This window comes from Anaerobacillus sp., assembly GCF_046314235.1.
Lineage (GTDB): Bacteria > Bacillota > Bacilli > Bacillales > Anaerobacillaceae > Anaerobacillus.
In genome coordinates, this window is sequence record NZ_JBKBWN010000003.1 from 197,619 (window position 1) to 215,593 (window position 17,975).

The window sequence follows — 17,975 nt, forward strand, 5'->3', positions numbered from 1 at the left end:
GCGGGTGTTTTTTCTTTGGAATTAATGTTATTTTAGTAACGGCGCTCCACCTGAAAGTGCCTACAATTCAAACATATGATATAGTAATGGGTAGCGAAAGTTTGAAAGGATGTTTTTCATGAAAAAAGTAGTTTTATGTGAGAAGCCCTCAGTGGGTAGAGATATTGCCCGAGTGCTCAACTGTTCCAAAAAAGGTGACGGATACCTAGAAGGTCAAGAGTACATTGTTACGTGGGCATTAGGTCATCTAGTGACGTTAGCTGATCCAGAAACGTATGACGATAAATATAAAGCATGGAAATTAGAAGATTTACCGATGCTACCCAACGAGTTAAAGCTTGTCGTTATTAAAAAGACCGGAAAGCAATTCCAAGCTGTAAAAACGCAGCTACTGCGTAAAGACGTTGGCGAAGTCATTATTGCGACAGATGCGGGGCGTGAAGGAGAGCTAGTCGCTAGATGGATTATTGAAAAGGTAAATGTGAGAAAACCGTTGAAGCGACTTTGGATTTCATCGGTTACAGATAAAGCTATTAAAGATGGTTTTAAACAATTAAAAAGTGGGAAGCAATACGAAAATTTATATCATTCAGCAGTGGCAAGATCAGAGGCTGATTGGTTTGTTGGAATTAATGCGACTCGTGCATTAACGACAAAACATAATGCGCAATTATCTTGTGGGCGCGTGCAAACGCCGACAATTGCGATGATTGCAAAACGCGAAGAAGAAATTAAACAATTTAAGCCAAAAGATTTTTATGGAATTACTGCGCAAACAGACAAAGGACTTAAGCTTGTTTGGCAGGACCAAAAATCGAATGATCTAAAAACGTTTGATAAAGCTGCAAGTGACGAGCTTGTAAGGTTGTTAAAAAATACGAAATCAGCTCAAGTGATCGCTGTTGAAAAAACGGCTAAAAAAAGCTATGCACCACAGCTATATGATTTAACCGAATTGCAGCGTGACGCCAATAAAGCTTTTGGTTATTCAGCGAAAGAGACGCTCTCAATTATGCAAAAGCTCTATGAGCAGCATAAAATTTTAACGTACCCAAGGACTGATTCGAGGTACATTTCTTCGGATATTGTAGCAACGTTAAAGGATCGTGTGAAAGCCTGTGGCATCGGACCTTATTCAAAAGCAGCAGCAAAAGTATTGCAATCCTCTATTAAAGCAAATAAATCGTTTGTAGATGATAGCAAAGTATCAGATCACCATGCGATCCTACCTACAGAAGAGTTTGTTAATCTCGCAAAGCTATCGGATAAAGAGCGCAAAATCTATGATCTAGTCATCAAACGCTTTTTAGCCGTACTTTCGCCACCTTTTTTATACGAGCAAACAAAGCTAAAAGCCAAGATTGGTCAAGAAACTTTTGTTGCTAGTGGAAAGATTATTCAATCACATGGTTGGAAAGAAGTCTATGAAAACCGCTTTGATGATAGTGAGGAAGATGATCTGAAAGATCAACAGCTACCGAATATTTCAAAAGGTGAGCAGTTAAACGTTCTCTCAGTCACGCAAACAAAAGGGCAAACAAAGCCACCAGCACCGCTTAACGAAGCGACATTACTTTCGGCGATGGAAAACCCAGCTAAATATATGCCTTCTAATGATAAGGAACTGGCACGTATGTTAGGGAAAACAGGTGGTCTCGGCACCGTTGCAACAAGAGCGGATATTATTGAAAAGTTGTTTAATACGTTTTTGATTGAAAAAAGAGGCAAAGACATTTTTGTAACTTCAAAAGGGAAACAGCTTCTTGATCTTGCACCTGAAGACTTAAAATCACCAGCTTTAACTGCTGAGTGGGAAATGAAGTTAGAAGCAATCTCGAAGGGGCAACTTAACAAAGATACTTTTATTAACGAAATGAAAAGCTACGCAAAACTTGTAGTCAATGAAATAAAAAATAGTAAAGAAAAGTTTAAACATGATAATTTAACAGGTAGTAAATGTCCTGAGTGTGGCAAGCCGATGCTTGAGGTTAATGGGAAACGTGGAAAAATGCATGTTTGCCAGGATCGTGAGTGTGGCCATAAAAAAACGATTTCACAAACGACGAATGCAAGATGTCCAAATTGTAAGAAGAAGCTTGAACTTCGCGGTCAAGGCGAGGGACAAATTTTTGTTTGTAAGTGTGGTCATCGTGAGAAGCTATCGACGTTTACAGAACGACGAAACAAGGAGAAAAACACAAAAATCTCGAAAAAAGATGTTTCAAAGTATTTAAACCAGCAAAACAAAGGTAAGGAAGAACCGTTTAATAATCCGTTTGCAGAGGCACTAGCTAAACTGAAGAAGTAGAGAAGCGGGCATGTATTATTGTGTTCATAAATTAGGAGAAAATACGAATAGCCCCAAAAATGGAGTACTGAATTTACATTCGCACTCCATTTTTTGTTTCTATAACTTATTAAGCGAACATGGAAAGGTATTTTTTAATTCAAAAACCTCACATGAGTGATTAACCCATTTTCAATTTTGTATACTGCGACAACATGTCTTTCCTCTGTTGAGCCTCGAGAGCCTGTCACCCGTTCTTCATCAAGGACATAATTTTCAAGAACAATCCTTGACACTAAGCGGCAATGAAGGTCCGGGCTTTCTTCAAAAAGGAGTTCATATCGTTTTCGCATTGCTTCTTTATTTTCCATTAGTACGTTTCCTGTGCCATCCTCCACGAAACAGGCTTCTGAGTAACATTCCATAAATGCAATGATATCTCTGTTATTGTAAGCCTCTAATTGTTTTTGTGCTGGTAGTGAAATGTCAGTCATAAATGTACCCCCATCATATGTATTCAAATGTATTATACACTTCTCGAATGAGAATGTACTCCCATGTAAAAAATAGATAAAAACAAATAAGGAGTCTAATCTACATGGAAGAGAATGTAGCTGAGCTTAGAAACCAAGAATTAAGCGAAAAAATTAAGAAAGAACTCGCCGGAATGTATTTCACTAAAAATTTTCGCTCAACAACTGCCGAAGAGTGGTATGTATTTTTACCGAGTTACAATGATCCGAATTCTTCAGGCGCAGTTGGAAAAGCGATTATTCATTACGATCTTCAGGGCAATCGGGATATTTTTATTAATACTACGATTATTTTAGATGATCCTAAGCTCTATGAACCTACATTATATCCGCTCGTTTATGCAGTTAGTGATGAATTAATCAATCGCTTAGTAGGCTATGCGAATACCTTACTCTCTGTTCACGCTGGAGAAAATTCATTTCAAGCGGAATATGTTAGATAAGAAAGGAAAAGAGGCGGTCCAAAGTAAATAATCAGTTACCTAAGGTACTAAAAATAGATAGTGCATAAGGGTACACGTCTATGAATAGTAACACCTGGAGGTATACAGATACTTAGGGGACAGCCTCGTACTTATGAGTATATAGGGTTTAATGGGTTTTGTTTTTCACGCTTTCTCCTGTACATGTTTTCATCTGCGAGTTGGATCATCGCTTCAAAGTTCTTATCTTGTGAACAAGTAGCTATTCCCATAGAAACACCAATTGGGAAGCCGTATTGTCCTGAGATATCGACAAGTCTTTTGTTAATACGTTCATTTAATGATTTGAGGAATTCAGTATTAAGATTAGGTGCAATAATTAAAAACTCATCGCCACCCCAGCGCACTACCATGTCTGTTTTACGAGTTTCTGATGTTAAAATGTAAGCAATGCGTTTAATTACTTCATCACCAACATGATGGCCATAAGTATCGTTTATCGTTTTAAAAGCATCGATATCTACAATGCAAATTGCTAAATCTGATTTTTTCTTTAATAGCCTAGGTAGTCTATCAGAAATGAAAGCACGATTATAAAGGTTTGTTAACGGATCTCGTTCCGATTTTGTCTTCGTTTGGTCATACATAATTCCAACCGATAAAAAGAATATTTGGTTAATGATTAACAACATGAGAAATAAGTCTTTACTAAAATCGACATACACAAATGCGACGACTAAAACAATTAAACTTAAAATTAATGAAGTTCTTTTTCCGATATGTTTCATATTAGATCACCTACAGTTATTATCGTCTGATCTGTAGCCCGTTGTAATAGATAAAATAATGGTAATTGAGTTTACAACAGGTAAAAAATGAAGGGCTTTGATATTGTTCATGTTTTTAGAAATGAATATGTTCATCTATCTCGATATAATGCGCATACTAAATTTTATTAGTGCAGATTTTAAATATCGATAGTAGGAGTGAGTAGAGATGTACCGTTTATATACTCATAATGATTTAGACGGAGTTGGCTGTGGAATTATCGCAAAATTAGCCTTTGATGGCAATGTGGAAATTCGTTATAACTCAGTCATGGGGTTAGACTTTCAAGTGTCACGTTTTTTAGAGAAACCTAAAAAAGAAGACATCGTTTTTATTACTGATTTATCTGTTAATGAGAATAACGAAAAAGGGTTAGACCAATTTGTCAAGAAAGGCGGCAAGGTTCATCTAATTGACCATCATAAAACAGCCATTCATTTTAATGACTATAATTGGGCAAAAGTGACGGTCCAATACGAAGATGGTAGGTTGGCATCAGCGACAAGTTTATTTTATGAATATTTGTTAGAGGAAGGTTTGTTAACTGCAACGAAATCTATTGATCAGTTTGTAGAACTGATCCGTCAATATGATACGTGGGAATGGGATCAAAACGGTAATACTGGAGCAAAACGTTTGAATGATTTATTTTTTATGCTTTCGATTGATGAATTTGAAGAACGGATGGTAGAACGCTTAAAGACAAATCAACCATTCAAATTTGATGATTTTGAAGAGAAGATGTTAGCCCTAGAGGAAGAGAAAATTCAACGATATGTTCGCAAAAAGAAACGAGAATTAGTTCAACTATTTATTGAAGATGATTGTGTTGGAATTGTTCACGCGGAATCCTATCATTCAGAGCTTGGCAATGAATTAGGGAAGGATAACCCGCACCTTGACTATATAGCAATCGTAAGTGTTGGTGGGAAGAGGATGAGTTTGCGGACCATTCATGATCACATCGACGTTTCAGCCATTGCTGGAAAGTATGGAGGTGGCGGTCATGCCAAGGCATCAGGTTGTTCATTAACACCAGAAGCTTATGATTATTTTGTCGCAGAGCCATTTAAACTAGATCCTATGCGAGCAGACGCGTTTCGTAACCAATATAACCAGAAAAATTCAGCATACGGTTGCCTTTACGAAAATCGAGATGATGACCAATTTTTTGTTTATTCGACTGAAGATGAGTTGTGGATCGTAGAATTAAATGGATTATTGCTTGAGGAGGAATTTTCATCGTTTCAGGAAGCAGAAAACTTTATTAAACGCCATTACTCAGCTTGGCTTGTTAGAGATGAAGTTTTTGTCCAGTTTATGATGGAGAATGTTATTGAACTGAAGCTATATGCTGCCGAGCAAGGAGACATCGCTCCTTATCTCATATCTAGGAACGAAACTGATAAGCAATTGTTCTCACATTGAGAGAACGTAAGTAGTTTTTAAATTGTTTAGGCTATTACTTAAAATAAAAGGCTGTCCCAAAGCAAAGTTTCAGTCACCAACGAAAGTTCACTTTTCACCAACACGGATGTAAATATGGACGACACAAAACATCCAATCGAAGAAAGTGAACTTTCCTGTAGATGCTTTTTACAGGGGAGACACCTCGTTACTAGCAATAGAACGTGTAAAATATACACTTCTACTGCTGGTACACTTCGAGGTGTTCTGGCGTTTATGGGATAGCCTCTTCTTATATACCTCGGATCATCACTGTCTTTGTTTCGCGTAACTGATGCTGTACATCTTCTAGTTGGTCTCGTTGTTGAGGGGATGCAGAAGTTAGCACTTCGCTGATTTCATCATCAAGTTCCATAATTTGGTTCATGATAAATGGATATTCAGTTGGGTCATTCTGTTGTATTAGCTTTACGTCTAATAGTTCTTTATGGGCACTCTCAATCGTTTCGTGTGCTCTAGTTAAATAACTATCAATTTGGTCCTTCTGTAGCATAGTGATCGCCTCCATTTTTGCTCTTTTCACTTTTTCATTATGTGTTCGCTGCAAAGCTTTTATGCAAGCTCAATGGTCTTTAATGAAACCCAATGTTTTAAAATAATAAAGCGGGGTATTGTCTTACTAAGCCAACAAATTAGTAAACTAGGAGTGATTCGTTTTCGTGTAAAGGAGTAGGAAACAAAAAAGACAAGCTAAGAAAAAACTATAACTTTACGAGGAGAGATGAACATGGATAAACAAAAAAGCTTAATAGTAGGAACAATGATCGGTAGCGCAGTGGGAGCAGCGATTGCTGTGCTGACAACACCAAAGTCAGGTCCCGAGCTGCGAAGTGATATAAATGATAAAATTGAAAACAGTAAAAATAAAGCAGAGGAAGCAGCAAGTATTTTGAAAGAGAAGATTGATGCATTTACAGAAATTCTCGATGAGCGATCTCCAGATTTAACTGATACGGTGATTGAAGAAGCAAGTTATATTGTTGATGAGGCAAAGAAAGCACTTGAAGAGCTTCGCAGTAAAGACGAAATCGATGCAAAAGAGATTAAAAAAATAGTGAAAAGTATGATGAAGGAAGAAATGAAGTCAGGCATAGAAATTGGGAAGGTTGTTAAAGAAGAGATCAAGGAGATACAACGAGACTTCAAAAAAGAAATAGAGGCTCTTTCAAAAAAAATATCTTAAAGACTATTAACTTACTAAAATATAGGACATTCAACATTTAAGGAGTGTTATGTTATGTTACACAATATTAAAGAGTTGAAAAAATTTGATATTATCGCTACTGATGGGCCAATTGGTACTGTTCATGACTTTGTATTAGATGAAAAACATTGGACGGTAAGGTATTTAGTCGTTGATACGTTGAAATGGCTACCTGGAAGAAAAGTACTTATTTCGCCAATGTCTATTAAAGACTTTGATTTAGTTAATGGAAACATCAAGGTTTCTTTAACAAAAGAAAAGATAGAGAATAGTCCAGAACTTGATGAGCATCTTCCAATTACAAAAAATTATGAAGTAGATTTAATTCATTATTATGGTTTAAGACCTTATTGGAGTGGTCATAGTTCTTGGGGAGAGTATATGTATCCAACAGAATTGGCGTCTTCTCAACATGAGGAGCACGTGGGAAGAGAGTTTGATGAGGAGAATACGTTACGAAGCTTTAGCGAAATTTCTGGATACGCAATTGAAGCAAGGGACGGTAATATTGGCCATGTTGAGAACTTCGTCATTTGTGATCAAACATGGAAAGTTCGGTATCTAGTTGTTGATACGAAGAACTGGTGGGTTGGAAAACATGTATTAACTGCACCACAATGGATTTCGTATATTAGTTGGCCAGAAAAAATAATGAGAGTTGATTTGAACAAAGCTCAGATTGAAAATGGACCTGAATATAATCCTGATCAAGTAGTTACGAAGGAATTTGAAGATGAAATCTTTACGAAATATGATAAATCAAAGTATTGGTAATAACAGAACAAAGCGTAAGCGCGCTTGGTAGTACCGACAAGCAAATGTACTGTAAGAATTAAGTGTGGCAATAAAAGAGGCTGTTCCAAGGTAAAGTATCAGTCACCTCGACTACTAAAAATAGATTTTGTGCATCTATTTTATAGTATGATTCGAGGTAGCTGACACTTTATGGAACAGTCTTTTTATATTAATACATGGAGATGCTCTGCCACTTGTGGGACAGCCTTTTTATATTATTACACGGAGGTGCTCTCCCCCTTATGGGAGTCTTTTTAGTTAATTAATGCCTGAAGTGGTGCAGGAATGCGGCCACCACGACTTATTAATTTATCAGAGCCAAAAGGATTTACTCCCATTACTGGAGCCCGTCCAAGGAGACCACCAAACTCAACCATCTCTCCTTCTTTTTTACCTGGAACAGGGATGACTCGGACCGCTGTCGTTTTTTTATTAATCATTCCAATCGCGGCTTCATCTGCAATCATTGCTGATAATGTGGCTGCAGAGGCATCACCTGTGACAGCAATCATATCAAGACCAACTGAACATACGCATGTCATTGCTTCAAGCTTTGATAACGTTAACGCACCATCAACGATTCCACGGATCATCCCGTTATCTTCACTGACTGGAATAAAGGCGCCACTTAACCCACCGACATAAGAGCTCGCCATTGCCCCACCTTTTTTCACAGCATCGTTCATTAATGCTAGTGCGGCAATTGTTCCATGTGTTCCGACGCGTTCAAGACCAATTTCCTCTAAAATTTCAGCAACGCTGTCATTAATTGCATTTGTTGGCGCTAGAGATAAATCCATAATTCCAAATGGAACATTTAATCGCTCAGCGACGACACGGCCAATTAATTCTCCAGCACGAGTGATTTTAAATGCTGTTTTCTTAATAATTTCTGATACTTTTCCAAGATCAACATCAGGGTAGCGACGAAGTGCGTTAAGAACGACTCCAGGGCCGCTAACACCAACGTTAAGAACAACTTCACCTTCGCCAGCGCCATGGAATGCACCAGCCATGAACGGATTATCTTCAACTGGATTACAAAAAACAACGAGCTTTGCACATGCTAGACCATTTTGGTCTTTCGTACGTTCAGCGGCATCTTTAATAATGATCCCCATTTGCCTTACAGCATCCATATTAATTCCGGTTCTTGTTGTTGCAACAGAAACTGATGCACATACACGTTCGGTTACGCTTAATGCTTCAGGGAGGGCATCAAGCAACGTTTGATCGCCTTTAGAAATGCCTTTATGAACTAAAGCCGAGAAGCCACCAATGAAGTCTACCCCTAAGACTTTTGCAGCTTTATCCAACGTTTTAGCGAGTTGAACTGCTTGTTCTTTTGTAGCATTACCTAATATCTCAGCAACCGGAGTAATTGAAATACGTTTATTAATAATTGGAATTCCGTACTCCTTTTCAACGGTTTCCGCTACAGACTTTAAATCTTTTGCGTAGTTTGTTATTTTTTCATAGACACGAGTATTCATTTTTTCAAAGTCGGAGTCAGCACAATCGCGAAGGCTAATTCCCATCGTGACTGTACGGATATCAAGACTTTCCATTTGTACCATTCTAATCGTTTCTTGCATTTCTGCTAGTGCAATATTCATTTTAAGTTTCCCCCTTAGACACGATGCATCGCTTTAAATAAATCCTCAAGCTGAATGTTAATCTTTAAGCCCATTTCTTTATTAATCGTTTCAAATTGATCTTGGAGCTTGTCGAGGTTATCAATATCTGTCACATCTACTAACATCATCATCGTAAAAAAATCTTGAAGGATCGTTTGACTAATATCGAGAACATTTACATTGTTATTTGCTAAAACATTTGTTACTTTAGCAATAATCCCAACCTGGTCTTTTCCAATTACACTAACTACTGCACGTCTTTTTTCCATCATGCTCACCTCGTCCTTAAACTTAACTTACATAAAACTTAGCATACCCATTTGTTTGGATATGAAAAATCTGACTTTAGCACTTTAAAATAATAAAGTTACTAAAATACAAAAAAAGATTGGAATTTTTCCAATCTCAAAAGGTAATAGAATAACGTACAAGAATATGTATAGTTACTCTTCTGTCCTTTTGCCTGAGATTGTGAATCCTTCGGCGCCGCAAGTTGCGGACTCTCCAGAAGCTGCTCCTACTATAGTTTGATCCATAGTATTCATCGCTTGCTTTTTTAATTAACAAGATATTATCAGGTTATTGTGAAATAGTCAACATGATATTGTCATGGTTTGGCGAGTATTTGGAATAAGGGAAGAATAGAGCCTGAAAACATCAGGAGAAGCAAAACTCGGTCACTAATAGACAAGAATAGAACCCGACATTACTCGGAGAAGCAAAACTCGGTCACTAAAAGGCAAGAATAGAGCCCGACATTATCTGGAAAAATAAAACTCGGTCACTAATAGATAAGAATAGAGCCCGAAAATATCCGGAGAAGCAAATTTCGGTCACTAATAGGCAAGAATAGAGCCCGACATTATCTGGAAAAATAAATCTCGGTCACTAATAGATAAGAATAGAGCCTGAAAATATCCGGAGAAGCAAATTTCGGGCACTGAAAATAGAGTTCAATGTTAAAGTTGGTAATAACTGCATCCAAAAAATCTCTTGTTTTATTTATTTATTTATTTATTTCTCTTAGCTTTTCGTCAGTAGGTAAGAAGAATGTGAGAATTCCCAGAAGTGGTAACGATACGACTAAGAGCATCGTATTCGTTAAGCCAACCCAGTCAGCAATAACACCAAGTGCGACAGAACCAATGGCACCCATTCCGAACGCTAGACCAACAATTAACCCTGATACCATCCCGATTTTTCCTGGGACGAGTTCTTGTGCATAAACAACGGAAACTGAGAAACTTGATAAAATAATGAAACCGATCGCTCCTAGTAGTACGTAAGAAAGTACCGGCCCTACATGTGGGAGTAACAAAGCAAGTGGGGCAGAACCTAACATGGATATCATTAAAATATTTCGTTTGCCAAAACGATCTGCTAATGGCCCACCGGCTAAAGTACCAACAGCTCCAGCGCCTAAAAAGATAAAAATATAGATAAGTGCCTTTTCAACTGAAAAATTAAATTGCTCCATTAAGTAAAAGACGTAAAAGTTAGAAATCCCAGCATGGAACCAAGAACGAGCGAATACGAGAAAAACGAGGAGAATAATTGCAAATAAGACAATTCTTCGTGTTTCACGACTTCCTTGTACTCCTGCTTTTTCGATGCGTTGCTTCTTAGCGCTTAACTGGACCTGTTCCTTATACCATCTAGCAATATATATTAATAGTCCAATAGCGAGTGCTGCGACAAGTGTAAACCATATGGAGCCAAACTGACCAAATGGTACGATAATCAAAACGGTAATTAATGGAGCAAGTGCTTGCCCGGCGTTACCGCCAACTTGATAAATAGATTGCGCAAAACCACGACGATTTCCAGCTGCCATGTAAGCAACTCGTGATCCTTCTGGGTGAAACGTAGCTGAACCTAAACCGATAAAAATAACCGAGATTAATACAAGTGAAAACGAAGGCGCAAAAGCAATGCCGAGAACGCCGACAAAAGTAAAACATAACCCAATAGGTAGAGCGTAAGGTGAAGGCTTTTTATCAGTATAGAAACCGACAACAGGTTGAATAATTGACGAAGTTAAATTTAGGGCGAATGCGATGAGACCGAGTTGTGTAAATGTTAGACCCATAGATTGCTGTAAAATTGGAAACATCGCTGGAACAACAGCTTGAATTGCATCATTTAAGAGATGGACAAAGCCAATAATTAATAGAATATTGTACATTGTTTTTTGTTCTGGTGAAGCTATTGGAACCTGTTTTTGTTGTAATTGCATAGACGCTACTCCTTCTTATTAAGTCTTTTTTTATCTTAACATTTTATGATAAAGCTTTGAACAGAAAATAACGAATATTAGCTTCTCACTATCATTCTATCCTGATTTTTGGTAACATCGTAGTTATGAGTTTTAAATTGCGCTTTTTGTAAGAGGAGCTGCATGGGTTAAAACGAGAAGACACTTACACGAATAAGGGAGCTGATCTTTTTGTCTAATAAAGAATCTTTAATGATTATTGATGGTATGGCTCTTCTTTTCAGAGGCTATTTTGCTACTTCTTATAGCGGATATATTATGAAAACGAGCAAAGGTGTTCCTACCAATGCAATATACGGCTTTGTTAAATACATGCAAGATGCGATAAGTACGTTTCAACCGAGTCATGTTTTATGCTGCTGGGATATGGGAGCACGTACGTTTCGTAATGAGCTTTATCCAGCGTATAAAGCAAACCGTGGCGAGCCACCTGAAGAGTTAATTCCACAATTTGATTTAGTGAAAAAAGTAGTTGAGAGCTTTAATATTCCTAGCATTGGCATTGAAGGATTTGAGGCGGATGATTGTATTGGCACGATTGCGAAAAAATATAGTCACAAACTTAAAATTCAAATTTTAACAGGTGATCACGATAGCCTCCAGTTAATTGATGAAAATATCCATTCCATTATCATGAAAAAGGGTATGTCAAACTATGAAGTATATACGCTTGAAAAACTACTAGAAGAAAAAGAACTGACACCTGCGCAGTTCATTGATTTAAAAGGTTTAATGGGGGATACGAGCGATAACTTCCCTGGAGTTAAAGGCATCGGTGAAAAAACTGCCATTAAGCTACTAAAAGAGTATCAATCCATCTCAGGGATTTTAGAAAATTTAGCTAGTCTATCCAAGGGGATCCGTACTAAGATTGAAACTGAGTTGGACATGCTTCATTTATCTCGCAAATTAGCGGAAATTCATTGTGAGGTTCCGGTTGAAATTGTCCTAGAGGAATGTGTTCGTAACATTGATGAGAAGAAAGTAACAGAAATGTTTGAGGAGTTAGAATTTCACCGTCTCCTAAAAGATAAATCGTTTTTAGAACGACTAAAAGTAAATATTCAGCCTTTGTGTTAATAGAAATGGGGCTGTCCCAAAAAGTAACAGTAACTTTGTCTACTAGAATAGATTGTGTGCAAACATACACATCTATATTGGTAGCGCACAAGGTGACTTACTAATGGGACAGTCTCTATTTTTTGTTCTAGTGATTTTAATGATTTAAATGGTAAAATAAGGTGTACAAAACAGAAATAGACAGACTCGTATATTACTTATGTGAATTTGCTTTAAGAAGGGGTGTTACGATTGTATCGAAAAGAAATATACCACTTTCATGAAGGAAAGCCGTTAAAAGTAGTTGTGCGAAATTATCAAAAAGCTGATTTTAATCAGTTAATAGAAATTCAACAAGAAAGCTTTCCGCCACCCTTTCCTAGTGAACTATGGTGGAATGAAGAGCAGTTAACGAATCACGTTAGTCTTTTCCCAGAAGGGGCACTTTGTCTTGAAATCGAAGGCGAATTAGCTGGATCTATGACAAGCTTACTTGTAAGTTTTGATACAGCTAATCCAAATCATACGTGGGAGGAGATTACAGATAACGGATATATTCGTAATCATCAAAGAGACGGCAACACGCTTTATGTTGTTGACCTTTGTATAAGACCTTCGTTTCGTAAGCATAAGTTAGGTAAGGTCTTAATGGATTCAATGTACGATGTTGTTGTTTATCATAAACTAGAACGCCTATTAGGTGGTGGGAGAATGCCCGGGTATAAAAAGCTGGCGCAAGATCTAACACCAGAGCAGTACTTAGAAAAACTTGTTCAAGGGGAGTTACGAGACCCGGTCATTTCATTTTTGCTTCAATGTGGTAGAATGCCAGTTGCCATAGTCAGAAACTATTTAGAAGATGAGGATTCTTGTAATTATGGTGTATTGATGGAATGGAAAAATCCGTTTAATCAAAGGTAATTATAGCTGAGAGAAGAATCTTGAAACTTCTGCTCAACAGAAATCGTCTAATAATAAAAAGATAAAGGCGGGGTTAATTGTGAAAAACTTTAAAAGATTGAAATTTTTCCTTTTTATATTATTGATATCGATACTTGTCTCTTGTGGTAGTAGAGGAGACTCAAGCTCGTCAGAAGGCTATTACGCCGAGGATGCTGCGATCGAAGAAGTACAATCAGAAAGGAAAGCTCAGTATGGCGGTACGGCTAATGAAGTAGGAACTGATCCAGAAATTCTCTCAACGGATCGAATGGTCATCTACAATGCAAATTTGTCACTAGAAGTAAAAGACTATCATAAAATTGAAGCAACCATTCAAGAAAGGGTAGCTGCTCTTGGTGGCTATGTCGTCGAATCAGCGATTTATCATAGTGGTGAAGATTGGATTAATGGGAATTTAGTTGTTAAAGTTCCGCAAAAAAACTTTAATCCTTTCATTAATGAAGTTGAATCAACGAGTGTCAAAGTCAATGAACGGCAAATTAGAGGGAACGATGTAACTGAAGAGTATATTGACTTAGAATCGCGATTACGATCAAAGCGAGTCGTCGAAGAAAGACTGCTTAGTTTTATGGCGAAAGCTGAAAAAACAGAGGATTTATTAAAAATTTCAAAAGACCTAGGAAGTGTTCAAGAGGAGATTGAACAATTATTAGGTAGAATGAATTATTTAAAAACAAATGTAGATTACTCGACCATAACAATCCATTTATCGGAAAGACTTGTGACGGTTCCATCAATAAAAGACAGTGAAGCCCTAAATACATGGGATAAAGCACAAAGCTTGTTTATGGGTAGTGTGAACACACTCATTTCCTTTTTCTCTGGAATGATCGTTTTAGCAATTGGTTTAAGCCCGATTGTTGTACCACTAGTATTGATTGTTTTTGTGATCCTAATGTGGATGAGAAGAAAACGAAATAACAAACCTTTCGAGGGGTAACTAGATTCACTTCCAAAGGAACTTCATCTTCATTTATGCTATTGCCTCTCAAGCACTTGAGGCTAAGGCCGATTTATAAAAAACTACATTATCTAATAGACTGCCATCAGGTGGTCTATTTTTTCAATTTAGAAGTGATTTTGACGACAAAATCGATGTAACTTTAAGGAGTCAAGTGAAAAAATAAATAATTTTTCAAAAAAATTAATACCAAATCTTATTACTAGGTGACAAATGTAACTTGTGTACATATGGTTTATTTTGATACGATTTTATTAATAGAAAACGAATAGAGTTATATTACTGAGGAAAAATAGAAATACTTGGTTAATATGTCTATTCTTTCAGCCTTTATTACTTGGTAGTAAAAGGTGAATATTCTTTGTAATGAAAATTAGTTTTGATGAGGGGGAGCTCTGTTGAATATACCACAGTTAAAAATTGCTCATATGACACCGAAAGTACCAATTATGCAAGGCGGAATGGGAGTAGCGATTTCATTAAGCGGTTTAGCTTCAGCCGTTGCTAATGCTGGTGGAATCGGGATCATTTCCGGAACTGGAATACCGATCGATGAGATGAAAGCGCAAATTCGTAAAGCGCGCGAATTAACGAATGGCAAAGGTTATATTGGAGTTAATGTTTTGTTTGCGATGACCGATTTTGCTAATACAATTAAAGCCGCTATGGAAGAAAAAGTTGATTTTATCATTTCAGGAGCAGGAATTTCGCGTGATATGTATCAGTGGGGCAGAGAATACGGTGTTCCAGTCATTTCTATCGTTTCTTCGGGTAAGTTAGCAAAAATTTCGCAAAAGTTAGGAGCAGCAGCTGTTGTCGTTGAAGGCTTTGAAGCTGGTGGCCACTTAGGAACTGATCGTCCGCTTTTTGAGATTTTGCCTGAAGTAATCGAAGCTGTTGATATTCCAGTTATTGCAGCCGGTGGAATAATGACAGGAGAAGATATTGCCAAAGCGCTCGAAATGGGAGCTGCAGGCGTTCAAATGGGCACACGCTTCGTTGCGAGTGTCGAATGTGACGCTCCGGATGCTTACAAGCAAAAATATGTTGATTGCCAAGACGGTGATACCGTTTTAGTAAAAACGACGGTTGGTCTTCACGGAAGAGCCATTAAAAATAGTTTCGTTGAGAAAGTGAATAATCTTGAAAAAATAAAAATTGAAAAATGCCATTCCTGCTTGAAGCAATGTAATTATCAATTCTGTACCTTAGATTCATTGGTGCAAGCCGTTAAGGGAAATGTAGAAAATGGCATTGTTTTTGCTGGGGCAAGAGTTCATGAAATTAAAGAGATCTTACCAGTCAAAACAATCATTGAAAATTTAATGGGAGCATGTGAACGTACACTTTCATTAAAAACTGTATAAAATATAAGAAACGAGACTGTCCCATAAGTTTCAGCTCACCTCGAAGTGATATTATAGCTAGAAGTGTATGTTTGTACACGGTTTCTAGTAGTCGAGGTGACTGATCCTTTACAATGGGACAGTCTCGTTTTTTTTGATTTGTCGTTGCTCGTGGTACTGGTCAGAAAGCACAGATATTGGATGTGTAGTGGATCATTTAAACCTAACTTTTCCATTTGCCTCTCACGGTTATCCACAGATAATTCTGAGTCCAAAATCAATTGCTTCGCTTAGCAGAGAACTTTTTTATTGTTTTTCAAATGTAATCGAAGCAATCGCATCATGGACATGAATCGATTCTTCGTTGCGGCACTCTACTGAAAATGCTTTAACAAATGGGTTTTCGTAAAGGTCAGCAGCAACAAGACGTACCATATCTTCTACGAACCTCGGATTCTCATAAGCTTTTTCTGTTACCATTTTTTCGTCAGGACGTTTTAAAACAGGATGTAGCTGGGCACTTGCATTTGATTCAGCAGCTTCTAAAAGGAATTTCTTCCAATCAGTTTCTCCAACGCTATCAGAATAAAGAACTGTTTCAATCCGGACATAGCCTCGTTGATTATGTGCACTATATTCGCTAATTTCCTTTGAGCAAGGGCATAAAGTAGTAATTGCTGCAGTTAAACCAGTTTCATACGTGCATTGGTCTGTTTCACTATTATAGGTAACTGAAATTTTTGCATCAGCGTGCATTAGGCCAACCTTAGCTAATGCAGGACTCTTTCGTTCAAAAAACCATGGGAAGGTTACTTCAATTGTAGCTGAGGTTTGTTCCATTTTTTCAGCTAGTTCTTTCGTGAAATTACGTAGCTGTTCAAAAGAAAGAACAAAACCTGCTTCGTGGTATTGCTGAAGTAATTCAGTCAAACGACTCATATTAATGCCTTTTGACATTTGGTGTAGACTTGTTGTCAACGCGAACGTTGCAATCGTCGTTTGCACTTTAGGCTCTAATTCAGAGTGAACAATTACCGGGTGTTTTACATTACTAATTCCGACTGAATTGATCGCGAAAAGAAAATCATTTGGTGTATTTTGTAAATCAGGCATCGTTTCTTTATCTGTTGGCTTTGTTCCCTTTATTGGTGGTACTGACCCAAAGCGTTTATGTCTTTCTGCTTTTGAAGGCAAACCTAATGTTTTTATCATATTCATAACCTCACTTTTTTTCTGAAGCTCGTTGGTAATCGGTTGATTTTATTATATTAACATTATCGACATAGTACAAAGAATATGAACTGAAATGGTCTTTATTTTTTTTAGAATACTAGAAACTTGGTATTTACACCTTTTTAAAGCAAATTTTAAATTCAGACAATCTCGTAATTCGTTTTCCTTTGTTCTCTATATGGTTTTTTTTGCATATTTTAAAGCAAAGGAAAGATGACGGGAGGGAAATCAGTGAACCGTTTTGCTTACTATAGTGAAGATCCTGAACAGGTCGAAGAATATGTAAAATCGATCTTACCATTTATTTCTGATATTCGTGAGTTCGAAATTCTTTATATTGAACAAACGCCCTATATAGAAGTGATCGAAAAAAGTGGAAGCCTCCACAGAAGAGTTTTTTTTAGTCGAAAAGAGTATGAAGCGAGCGTGAAAAATTCTTATCGTGAATGTTTGAAAACGCTGAGATATACGTTTATTTTAAGGGATGATACGTTAAATGAAGTTTGGCTTAATACAAGTAGTAAAATGATTGAGACGTTAAACATTCTCCATATGCTTGGAATTAAAGAGTTTCATCACTATCGTAATAAAACTTCATATAAAGCTACTAATCTTGTTCCTAAGCATGACTTTAATGTGCTCGTTGAAGATGTAAATGAAAATAAATTGTTTTTAGCGAAATTCCGTTTCCCGTACGCCTGTAAACGAATTAAAGCGGTGGAATATATTCAACAGTTTGGGTATTTAAAGCCTTACGCCACAAAATTTGAATACGGTGAAGATATTACCTATTTTGATAAAAATACAATCCGTGAAGCAGAGGCATATGAATATGCTACAAATAATTTATTTCTTTTCGAAGATGATAGCCTTGACTTAAAAACAGGAATGAAAATTATTGAAGAAGTAGCAAAGTTATCAGGCGGAGATGTAAATATCGTTTTGATCTCAAAATAAAAAATCAT

17 protein-coding genes and 1 riboswitch are annotated in these 17,975 nt (G+C 37.1%); of the genes, 10 read left to right on the plus strand and 7 right to left on the minus strand.

Annotated elements, in window-relative coordinates:
• Positions 1 to 118: 118 nt before the first annotated feature.
• On the plus strand, positions 119 to 2,308 hold the full coding sequence (locus ACK4M9_RS05085; RefSeq protein ID WP_409848516.1) for a DNA topoisomerase III: 2,190 nt from the start codon (positions 119 to 121) through the stop codon (positions 2,306 to 2,308).
• A 134-nt stretch (positions 2,309 to 2,442) separates the two neighbouring features.
• On the opposite strand, the gene ACK4M9_RS05090 is transcribed toward ACK4M9_RS05085, so the two are convergent.
• Positions 2,443 to 2,781 (minus strand): nuclear transport factor 2 family protein, encoded by a 339-nt coding sequence (locus ACK4M9_RS05090; protein ID WP_409848517.1) that lies wholly within the window; start codon positions 2,779 to 2,781, stop codon positions 2,443 to 2,445.
• Between the two features lie 173 nt (positions 2,782 to 2,954).
• Between ACK4M9_RS05090 and ACK4M9_RS05095 the strand changes: the two genes are divergently transcribed.
• Complete coding sequence (locus ACK4M9_RS05095) at positions 2,955 to 3,263, plus strand: hypothetical protein (protein WP_409848716.1); 309 nt, start codon at positions 2,955 to 2,957, stop codon at positions 3,261 to 3,263.
• Between the two features lie 131 nt (positions 3,264 to 3,394).
• On the opposite strand, the gene ACK4M9_RS05100 is transcribed toward ACK4M9_RS05095, so the two are convergent.
• A complete protein-coding gene (locus tag ACK4M9_RS05100) occupies positions 3,395 to 4,030 on the minus strand; it encodes a GGDEF domain-containing protein (RefSeq protein WP_409848518.1) in 636 nt (211 codons plus the stop codon).
• 208 nt (positions 4,031 to 4,238) lie between these two features.
• Here ACK4M9_RS05100 and ACK4M9_RS05105 point away from each other — a divergent pair, with 208 nt between their 5' ends.
• Positions 4,239 to 5,498 (plus strand): DHH family phosphoesterase, encoded by a 1,260-nt coding sequence (locus tag ACK4M9_RS05105; RefSeq protein WP_409848519.1) that lies wholly within the window; start codon positions 4,239 to 4,241, stop codon positions 5,496 to 5,498.
• Positions 5,499 to 5,769: 271 nt separating this feature from the next.
• On the opposite strand, the gene ACK4M9_RS05110 is transcribed toward ACK4M9_RS05105, so the two are convergent.
• Positions 5,770 to 6,030, minus strand: coding sequence for a DUF2524 family protein (locus ACK4M9_RS05110; protein ID WP_409848520.1), 261 nt, complete (start codon positions 6,028 to 6,030; stop codon positions 5,770 to 5,772).
• 234 nt (positions 6,031 to 6,264) lie between these two features.
• Here ACK4M9_RS05110 and ACK4M9_RS05115 point away from each other — a divergent pair, with 234 nt between their 5' ends.
• Together ACK4M9_RS05115 and ACK4M9_RS05120 are read left to right on the plus strand one after the other, a co-directional pair.
• Positions 6,265 to 6,720 (plus strand): YtxH domain-containing protein, encoded by a 456-nt coding sequence (locus ACK4M9_RS05115; protein ID WP_409848521.1) that lies wholly within the window; start codon positions 6,265 to 6,267, stop codon positions 6,718 to 6,720.
• Between the two features lie 54 nt (positions 6,721 to 6,774).
• Positions 6,775 to 7,515 (plus strand): PRC-barrel domain-containing protein, encoded by a 741-nt coding sequence (locus ACK4M9_RS05120; RefSeq protein ID WP_409848522.1) that lies wholly within the window; start codon positions 6,775 to 6,777, stop codon positions 7,513 to 7,515.
• A gap of 275 nt (positions 7,516 to 7,790) precedes the next feature.
• Here the strand turns inward: ACK4M9_RS05120 and ACK4M9_RS05125 are convergent, their stop codons facing one another.
• From ACK4M9_RS05125 to ACK4M9_RS05135, 3 genes are all read right to left on the minus strand, one after another.
• Positions 7,791 to 9,152 carry a PFL family protein gene (locus ACK4M9_RS05125; RefSeq protein ID WP_409848523.1) on the minus strand — a complete coding sequence of 454 codons (1,362 nt, stop codon included), beginning with the start codon at positions 9,150 to 9,152 and terminating at the stop codon, positions 7,791 to 7,793.
• Between the two features lie 14 nt (positions 9,153 to 9,166).
• Positions 9,167 to 9,442: an ACT domain-containing protein gene (locus ACK4M9_RS05130; protein WP_409848717.1), complete on the minus strand. Its 276-nt coding sequence runs from the start codon at positions 9,440 to 9,442 to the stop codon at positions 9,167 to 9,169.
• 172 nt (positions 9,443 to 9,614) lie between these two features.
• A riboswitch (glycine riboswitch) is annotated at positions 9,615 to 9,691 on the minus strand.
• A 488-nt stretch (positions 9,692 to 10,179) separates the two neighbouring features.
• Entirely contained in the window at positions 10,180 to 11,409 is a 1,230-nt protein-coding gene (locus ACK4M9_RS05135) for an MFS transporter (protein WP_409848524.1), read from the minus strand.
• Between the two features lie 231 nt (positions 11,410 to 11,640).
• On the opposite strand from ACK4M9_RS05135, the gene ACK4M9_RS05140 reads away from it, so the two are divergent.
• From ACK4M9_RS05140 to ACK4M9_RS05155, 4 genes are all read left to right on the plus strand, one after another.
• Positions 11,641 to 12,528, plus strand: a complete 888-nt coding sequence (locus ACK4M9_RS05140) for a 5'-3' exonuclease (RefSeq protein WP_409848718.1) — start codon at positions 11,641 to 11,643, stop codon at positions 12,526 to 12,528.
• 231 nt (positions 12,529 to 12,759) lie between these two features.
• Positions 12,760 to 13,428 carry a GNAT family N-acetyltransferase gene (locus tag ACK4M9_RS05145; RefSeq protein ID WP_409848525.1) on the plus strand — a complete coding sequence of 223 codons (669 nt, stop codon included), beginning with the start codon at positions 12,760 to 12,762 and terminating at the stop codon, positions 13,426 to 13,428.
• A 79-nt stretch (positions 13,429 to 13,507) separates the two neighbouring features.
• Positions 13,508 to 14,410 (plus strand): DUF4349 domain-containing protein, encoded by a 903-nt coding sequence (locus ACK4M9_RS05150; RefSeq protein WP_409848526.1) that lies wholly within the window; start codon positions 13,508 to 13,510, stop codon positions 14,408 to 14,410.
• A gap of 449 nt (positions 14,411 to 14,859) precedes the next feature.
• A complete protein-coding gene (locus ACK4M9_RS05155) occupies positions 14,860 to 15,798 on the plus strand; it encodes an NAD(P)H-dependent flavin oxidoreductase (protein WP_409848719.1) in 939 nt (312 codons plus the stop codon).
• A 285-nt stretch (positions 15,799 to 16,083) separates the two neighbouring features.
• Here the strand turns inward: ACK4M9_RS05155 and folE2 are convergent, their stop codons facing one another.
• Positions 16,084 to 16,989 (minus strand): GTP cyclohydrolase FolE2, encoded by a 906-nt coding sequence (gene folE2 / locus ACK4M9_RS05160; RefSeq protein WP_409848527.1) that lies wholly within the window; start codon positions 16,987 to 16,989, stop codon positions 16,084 to 16,086.
• Between the two features lie 252 nt (positions 16,990 to 17,241).
• Between folE2 and ACK4M9_RS05165 the strand changes: the two genes are divergently transcribed.
• The gene (locus ACK4M9_RS05165) at positions 17,242 to 17,967 is read left to right on the plus strand and encodes a hypothetical protein (protein WP_409848528.1); all 726 of its coding nucleotides are present in this window, start codon (positions 17,242 to 17,244) and stop codon (positions 17,965 to 17,967) included.
• The last annotated feature ends 8 nt before the right edge of the window (positions 17,968 to 17,975 follow it).